Source organism: Veillonella sp. CAG:933 (genome assembly GCF_000431435.1).
Taxonomy (GTDB): domain Bacteria; phylum Bacillota; class Negativicutes; order Veillonellales; family Veillonellaceae; genus Veillonella_A.
On the sequence record NZ_HF986164.1, the window covers coordinates 1 to 6,193 of the forward strand.

Below are 6,193 nucleotides of genomic sequence, written 5' to 3' on the forward strand. Positions count from 1 at the left end.
AGAATGAAATTCTGTGTTCAAAGGGGCTTGGGGGCGCTGCCCCGGGCAAGCAAGCGGAGAGGAAAATCACGGAGGGATTTTCTTCCCTGCGAGCCTGTGTGTATTAACACAGGCATTGCTTGCCGGCCGGTACAATGTCATCGATGAAACAAAAATAGTTTCATCACAGACGGTTATATGGTTGTGCCGATTTCCAAAACATAGTAATATTGAAATACTAACTGGGGCTGAAAGTGGCAAAACTGCTTGCTTGGTTTCCATTCAGGAATTACTAACAGCGTAGACCGTCCGTTCGCTTCGTAAAAGATTCAATGTTTTGATTGGTTGGGTCGGCACAACCGTTACCCGTGTCAACAACGCGCCTGTTACTTTTGCGAAGAAGCGAAACTGCCCTGAAAGGAGAGGTGTATATGAGTTATTGTCCGGTAGCTGGAATTGATGTCAGCAAACGATTCAGTGATATGTGCATTTTGTCGCCAGACAACAAAATCTTTGCGCAGGAAAAGATTTATCACGACGAAACATCGATAAATCGAGCGAATGCCCTACTCCAAAAGGCTGAGCGGCTTTTTTTCAGTAAGCCTGTTATTGTGATGGAGTCCACCTCACACTACCATTTGATCCTCTTTCAATTTTTCTCAGAGCATGGATATGACGTGATCGTGGTGAATCCACTTCAAAGCAATTCGATGAAGGACTTCTCTATCAGAAAGAGGAAGACCGATCGTGTGGATGCCTTCAAACTGGCAATGATGTATCGAACGAAGACATTGCGTCCTTCCCAAATTCCTCAAACGGCAACGCGTGCGCTACGCCAGCTCTGCAGACATCGAGCGGAATTGTTGAACGACGTTTCGAGTTATAAAAACCGATTAACAGCCCTTTTGGATCAGACCTTTCCAGGCTATGATAAGGTCTTTTCCGATGTGGGAGGAGTTACTTCCTGCGCTGTACTTGCACGTTTTCCAACGCCGACCATTTTGCTTGTAGAGGAAGAATCAGAACTGGTTGAAGTGATTTTTTGCCTAAAAAGTTTCCTTAGAATTTGCCTTCTGTTTGCCTTCTGTTTGCTTTTGCCCTGTAAGATAAGGATGCTTGAAAGAAGACAGAAGGAAAGGAGAAGGTTATGAATCATAAAACGGTTGTGGAGCTTCGTCATGTGACGAAAACAGTTCGGCATAACAAAAATATTGTGGAGGATGTATCCTTTCAGATCAATGCAGGAGAAGTGTTTGGCTTTCTCGGGCCAAACGGGGCCGGAAAAACCACCACCATCCGCATGATGGTAGGACTTATCAAGATCAGCAAAGGGGACATCTTCATCAATGGAAAAAGCATCACGAAAAATTTCAAACAGGCCATTCGCAGCGTAGGCGCTATTGTGGAAAATCCCGATCTCTACAAATATATGACGGGGTATCAGAATCTGAAGCATTATGCTCGCATGGTGCCCGGCATTCGTAAATCCCGCATTTATGAAACCGCGAGATTGGTGGGAATGGAGCAGCATCTTAAGGAAGAGGTGCGGACCTATTCCCTGGGTATGCGGCAAAGGCTGGGGCTGGCCCAGGCCCTTCTGCACAGGCCGCCCCTGGTGATTTTGGACGAGCCAACCAACGGCCTTGACCCGGAGGGCATCCATGAGCTGCGAAAGGAATTGAAGCATCTGGCCCATGAGGAAGGGGTCGCCGTTTTGGTATCCAGCCATTTGCTTTCGGAAATGCAGCTGATGTGCGACCGGGTAGGAGTTTTAAAACATGGGAGACTGGTGACCGTTCAAAATATCGAGGACTTTGTGGGAGGCGGCGGAACTTCTGTCTGCATTCTGATCGAGCCGTCGCAGATGGGCCGGGCCAAAATTTTATTGTCGGATTTGAAGAAAAAAATCCTTTCTTCGGATCCGGAGACCGGAAGGATATTCATCGCCGCAGAAAAGGAAGAAATACCCAAGATGAATAAGTATCTGCTGGATGGGGGGATCTCTGTGTACAGCGTTCAATTACAGCAGGAATCCTTGGAGGATCGCTTCCTGGAGGTTACGGAGGGAAAGCAATGATAGGACTTATAAAAAATGAACTGATGAAAATCTTTTGCCGCAGGCTCACAAAAATATTATTGCTTGTTATGTGCGTTTATGCAATCGGATCGTCCTTTGTGGCAGCCAGCGTCGAGCAGTCCACGGCAGATTGGAGGACACAAGCTGAGCAGACGGTAAAAAAGAATCAGGACAGATTAGATCTGGTAGAACTGTCTCCACAGTTAAAAGCGGATGCGGAAAATAAACTGGCCATTGCACAGTATCGGCTGGATAACAATATTGCTCCTCCGGCTGCCAGCGGATTGTCGGCTCTGCTTCGTTCCAGCGGACTGGTGGAGACGGTCATTATCATAACCCTGATCATTGGGGCAGAGATCGTCTCCCGGGAATTTACCGACGGAACCATGAAGTTGCTTTTGATTCGTCCCCACAGCCGAAGAGAAATTTTGTTTTCAAAATTTCTTTCCATTGTTCTCTTTAGCTTTTTTGCCCTGTTTCTTACCCTTCTTTGCGCAGGCGTGACGGATACCTTACTGTATGGAGTTGGAGACCTTCATGCCACAGATTTATTTATTAATTATCAGGGAGAGATTGTAGAGCGCAGTATCCTTGGGGAGACCGTGAAATTTTATGGGCTGAGCATTTTCCCGATTATGAGCTATGCCACCATTGCCTTTGGGATTTCAACGATTTTACGAAACAGTGCCTTGGCAGTGGGTGGTTCCCTTTTCTTTATGCTTTGCGGAAATATGATGATTGAGGCTACCTCCAAATTTGCCTGGCTAAAGTATCTTCCCTTTGCAAACAGTGATATGAGCCTCTACATCAACCATTTACAGCCCCGGCCTGAAATGACTATGGGATTTTCTGTCATTGTTCTGTCGGCTTATATGGTCGTTTTATTTGTAGTTAGTATGATTGTGTTCCAGAAACGGGATGTATCCATCTAAAGTTTTCATGCTTCTTCCCGCTCATAAGGAAGCGAATGTTTTGAAAAGGACCCGCATTTTCACTGTATACAGTCTGATGGTTTTGCCGTAAAATACAAAGGAGAAAGAAACAAAAAGGGGGTGGCGCTATGCGCTTGCAGAAAATATTGCTTGTGGACGACGAGGCTGGCATTGTTAAAATGTTGGAAACCATGCTTCGCAAGGAAGGGTATGCTCATATGGACGCTGCCTTTAACGGCAAAGAAGCTCTGGAAAAAGTGAAAAAAGTTCCTTACGACCTGATTTTGCTGGATGTGATGCTGCCGGATACCGACGGCTTTGCCCTATGCAAAAAAATAAGAGAAATAACGGTAGCTCCGATTTTATTTCTGACGGCTCGGACCGGTGATGTTGATAAGCTCACAGGTCTTGGAATCGGCGGAGACGACTATATTACGAAGCCCTTTAATCCCCTGGAAGTGATCGCCCGGATTAACGTACAGTTTCGGCGCATGGAGCAGTATGGAAAGTCCTTGCAAAGAGATTCTCGGTACTGCTTTGGACCGTTAATTATTGATAGAAAGGCCGGAGTTTTGCTGGTAGAGGGAAAAGAGATTCCCTGTCCGGCGAAGGAATTTGAACTATTACTGTTCCTGGCGGATCATCCCAATCAGGTCTTTACAGTCAATCAGCTCTATGAACAAATCTGGGGCTATGATTCTCTGGGGGATGAAAAAACCGTGGGGATTCATATCGGGCGTCTTCGAAAGAAAATCGAAAAGGATGTCAAGCACCCAAGGCTGATTGTGAATTTAAGGGGAATCGGCTATAAATTTGTCCCTCCGGAGGAGCGCGTATGAAGGTTACTCTCTCGGAAGGAAAAATGATCCTTCGTTTTACCCTAAACTTTATCTTGCATCAGATTCTGATGTTCCTGTTGATGAGTGTTCCCTCCGTGTTTTATCTCTATATTTTTAAGCAAAATCCGGAGGAACCCACCTATTATACGCTGATTGCCGTCTCGACCCTAGCGCTGTATTTTGTGTACTGTCTGTTTTACGGCTATTACGTTGCCTTGCCCATGGCGGATATTATTTTGCGGATTCAGCGACTTGCCAAGGGGAATTATGAGGCCCTTCCCAAGAGAAGATTTTCCAATCCGGCAAACCACCTATATCGGGAGGTTTATAGGAATCTTGCTGCCTTGACAGAAACGCTGCAGCAGGAGGAGAAGAGGCGAAAGGAATTTGAAAAGCAGAGGCAGGAGTGGGCGGCTGGCGTTACCCACGACCTAAAGACACCGTTGTCCTATATTACGGGATACACGGATATGCTTTTATCCAAACAGCATCCCTGGACGGAGGAGGAAAAAGAGGAATTCCTGTGCATTATGAAAGAGAAAGCAAAATACATGGAGGAGCTTATCAACGATCTGGGGCTGGCTTTTCAAATGGAACAGTCTCCAATGGCCCTCCAGGGCATGGAAAAAATAGAGCTGGCAGAATTTATGCGGAGAATTTTGGCGGAGGCTGCCAGTATGCCAAAGGCCAGAGAAGACGATTTAGAGATCCAAGTGTCTGATTCTCCCATTTATATCCAGGGAAACAGGAAGCTTTTGCACCGGGCCTTTTCCAATTTGCTGGTCAATTCCATTGTTCATAATCCCCCCGGTACGAAAATCACGGTACAGCTTGCCGAGGGACAAATGGCAGAGATTCAGATTGCGGACAATGGCAGCGGCATGGATGAGGAGGATACGAAGCATCTCTTTGACCGTTATTATAGAGGCACCTCCACAGACGCCCATGTGGGTGGAACTGGACTTGGTATGGCCATTGTGAAGCAAATTATTACTGCTCAGGGAGGGAGTGTCCAAGTAGAGAGTGAGCCTGGAAAGGGAACTGTTTTTCTTGTACGGCTGCCGCATTGCCTTCAATCAGCGTAGCCACCGCTACGTCTTATTCAGCCGCCTTGCACTCAGACAATCATCCTGCTTGGATATAGCAGAAATTTATTATTTGCTGTACTAGTCTTACCTTGATTTCCCAGACAATAACCTTGTGTTGCCTGTATGTGGACGATCACGGTATATTTTGAAAAACTGATTTTGCCGTTGGACTCAATCTGATCTTAATTATACCGGAGGGATTGTTTGTAAACACAGCGTGATTTAGAAGTTAGAAGGAATTGAATTCATTTCAAGAATCTCATGTATATCTGTCCATAATATGTCTGCACGATTTGAATAACGCTCAATCGTCCCAATTCGTGACGCAGTTCTTTTGTCCTGGCGTTGCTCATTATCGTTTATGGACAGCATTTTGCAGTCTGGAATTAGAATGTAAGTGGGGAGACAAACGTGAGAAAGAAACAGAGCGCGGCACGGAGTCTTTCCCATGTAAAGTACAGAAAACCAGTGGGAAATATAAGCTCTCACTGGTTTTCTGTTTATCTTGAATTTTTCGACAATTCGGTCAGTTCTCTTGTAAGTGTGTAAACCATGTTCAGAAGTGTTCCACGCATTTCAGGAGGACATGACAAATAATAGGATTTCAGCTGGTTAATTCCCTGTTCATCGACACTAAGATTTTCCCCGATCAGGTTGTCAAGGGATAGATCCAATGCTTTTGCGAGGGATTGCAAAACAACAAAAGAAGGATTTTTTAGCCCCTTTTCAATATCGGCAATATGCTTGATTGATACATTGCTGAGATCAGAAAGCTGTTCCTGTGTCAGATTGGCAGAATTTCTGACGCTCCGTAAATATTCGCCTAATAAGGCCAGTTTATCTTTTTTCGGCATAATCGCTCACCTCTATACTATGCTATCATTCTGATGCAGACACTTGAATGACCTCTTAGTACCTAAAAAAAAGAGCGATTGCACTGATTATCTGGACTTTACTTTGATGGGTAAAAAAAAACGGTAACCTATCAGAGTGATTTCATATGCCCCAAACCATAGTTATCGTTGGAAAGGTAACTATGGTTCTTCTTTTTTGTTTTTGCAGGTCTATTCCCTGCCCTCCCGTCGGTAATGTAAGAAAAAAAGCCTGGCTTCAGAACAGGCATCTTATACACCAAAACCGGCATCATTGGTATATTTATATCAGTGCTATCATGCTATTTCATTTCGCTGCGCCAGTATCTCATTCCATGATACTGGCGTTTTTCTTTGTCGTTTTTTAGCGAGCCAACCTCGACAATGCCGCTGCCGCTCCCCGCCT

At 45.2% G+C, this 6,193-nt stretch carries 6 protein-coding genes; 5 read left to right on the forward strand and 1 reads right to left on the reverse strand.

Translation table 11 applies throughout. The features are described 5' to 3' along the window. The first annotated feature begins 410 nt into the window (after positions 1 to 410). From QZL64_RS02880 to QZL64_RS02900, 5 genes are all read left to right on the forward strand, one after another. A complete protein-coding gene (locus QZL64_RS02880) occupies positions 411 to 1,130 on the forward strand; it encodes an IS110 family transposase (RefSeq protein ID WP_021840521.1) in 720 nt (239 codons plus the stop codon). Continuing rightward, positions 1,127 to 2,056, forward strand: a complete 930-nt coding sequence (locus tag QZL64_RS02885; RefSeq protein WP_021840522.1) for an ABC transporter ATP-binding protein — start codon at positions 1,127 to 1,129, stop codon at positions 2,054 to 2,056. Before QZL64_RS02880 ends, QZL64_RS02885 begins: the two co-directional genes overlap by 4 nt. Then, positions 2,053 to 2,988 carry an ABC transporter permease gene (locus QZL64_RS02890; protein WP_021840523.1) on the forward strand — a complete coding sequence of 312 codons (936 nt, stop codon included), beginning with the start codon at positions 2,053 to 2,055 and terminating at the stop codon, positions 2,986 to 2,988. Before QZL64_RS02885 ends, QZL64_RS02890 begins: the two co-directional genes overlap by 4 nt. A gap of 128 nt (positions 2,989 to 3,116) precedes the next feature. Beyond that, positions 3,117 to 3,827, forward strand: coding sequence for a response regulator transcription factor (locus tag QZL64_RS02895; RefSeq protein WP_021840524.1), 711 nt, complete (start codon positions 3,117 to 3,119; stop codon positions 3,825 to 3,827). Next, a complete protein-coding gene (locus QZL64_RS02900) occupies positions 3,824 to 4,912 on the forward strand; it encodes a sensor histidine kinase (RefSeq protein ID WP_021840525.1) in 1,089 nt (362 codons plus the stop codon). Before QZL64_RS02895 ends, QZL64_RS02900 begins: the two co-directional genes overlap by 4 nt. Positions 4,913 to 5,415: 503 nt before the next feature. Here QZL64_RS02900 and QZL64_RS02905 read toward each other — a convergent pair. After that, the gene (locus QZL64_RS02905; RefSeq protein WP_021840526.1) at positions 5,416 to 5,769 is read right to left on the reverse strand and encodes a helix-turn-helix domain-containing protein; all 354 of its coding nucleotides are present in this window, start codon (positions 5,767 to 5,769) and stop codon (positions 5,416 to 5,418) included. Positions 5,770 to 6,193 lie beyond the last annotated feature (424 nt).

Coding starts and splice junctions, on each gene's coding strand:
- QZL64_RS02900 (WP_021840525.1), top strand. CDS start 3,824: ATGAAGGTTACTCTCTCGGAAGGAAAAATGATCCTTCGTTTTACCCTA.
- QZL64_RS02880 (WP_021840521.1), top strand. CDS start 411: ATGAGTTATTGTCCGGTAGCTGGAATTGATGTCAGCAAACGATTCAGT.
- QZL64_RS02905 (WP_021840526.1), bottom strand. CDS start 5,769: ATGCCGAAAAAAGATAAACTGGCCTTATTAGGCGAATATTTACGGAGC.
- QZL64_RS02895 (WP_021840524.1), top strand. CDS start 3,117: ATGCGCTTGCAGAAAATATTGCTTGTGGACGACGAGGCTGGCATTGTT.
- QZL64_RS02890 (WP_021840523.1), top strand. CDS start 2,053: ATGATAGGACTTATAAAAAATGAACTGATGAAAATCTTTTGCCGCAGG.
- QZL64_RS02885 (WP_021840522.1), top strand. CDS start 1,127: ATGAATCATAAAACGGTTGTGGAGCTTCGTCATGTGACGAAAACAGTT.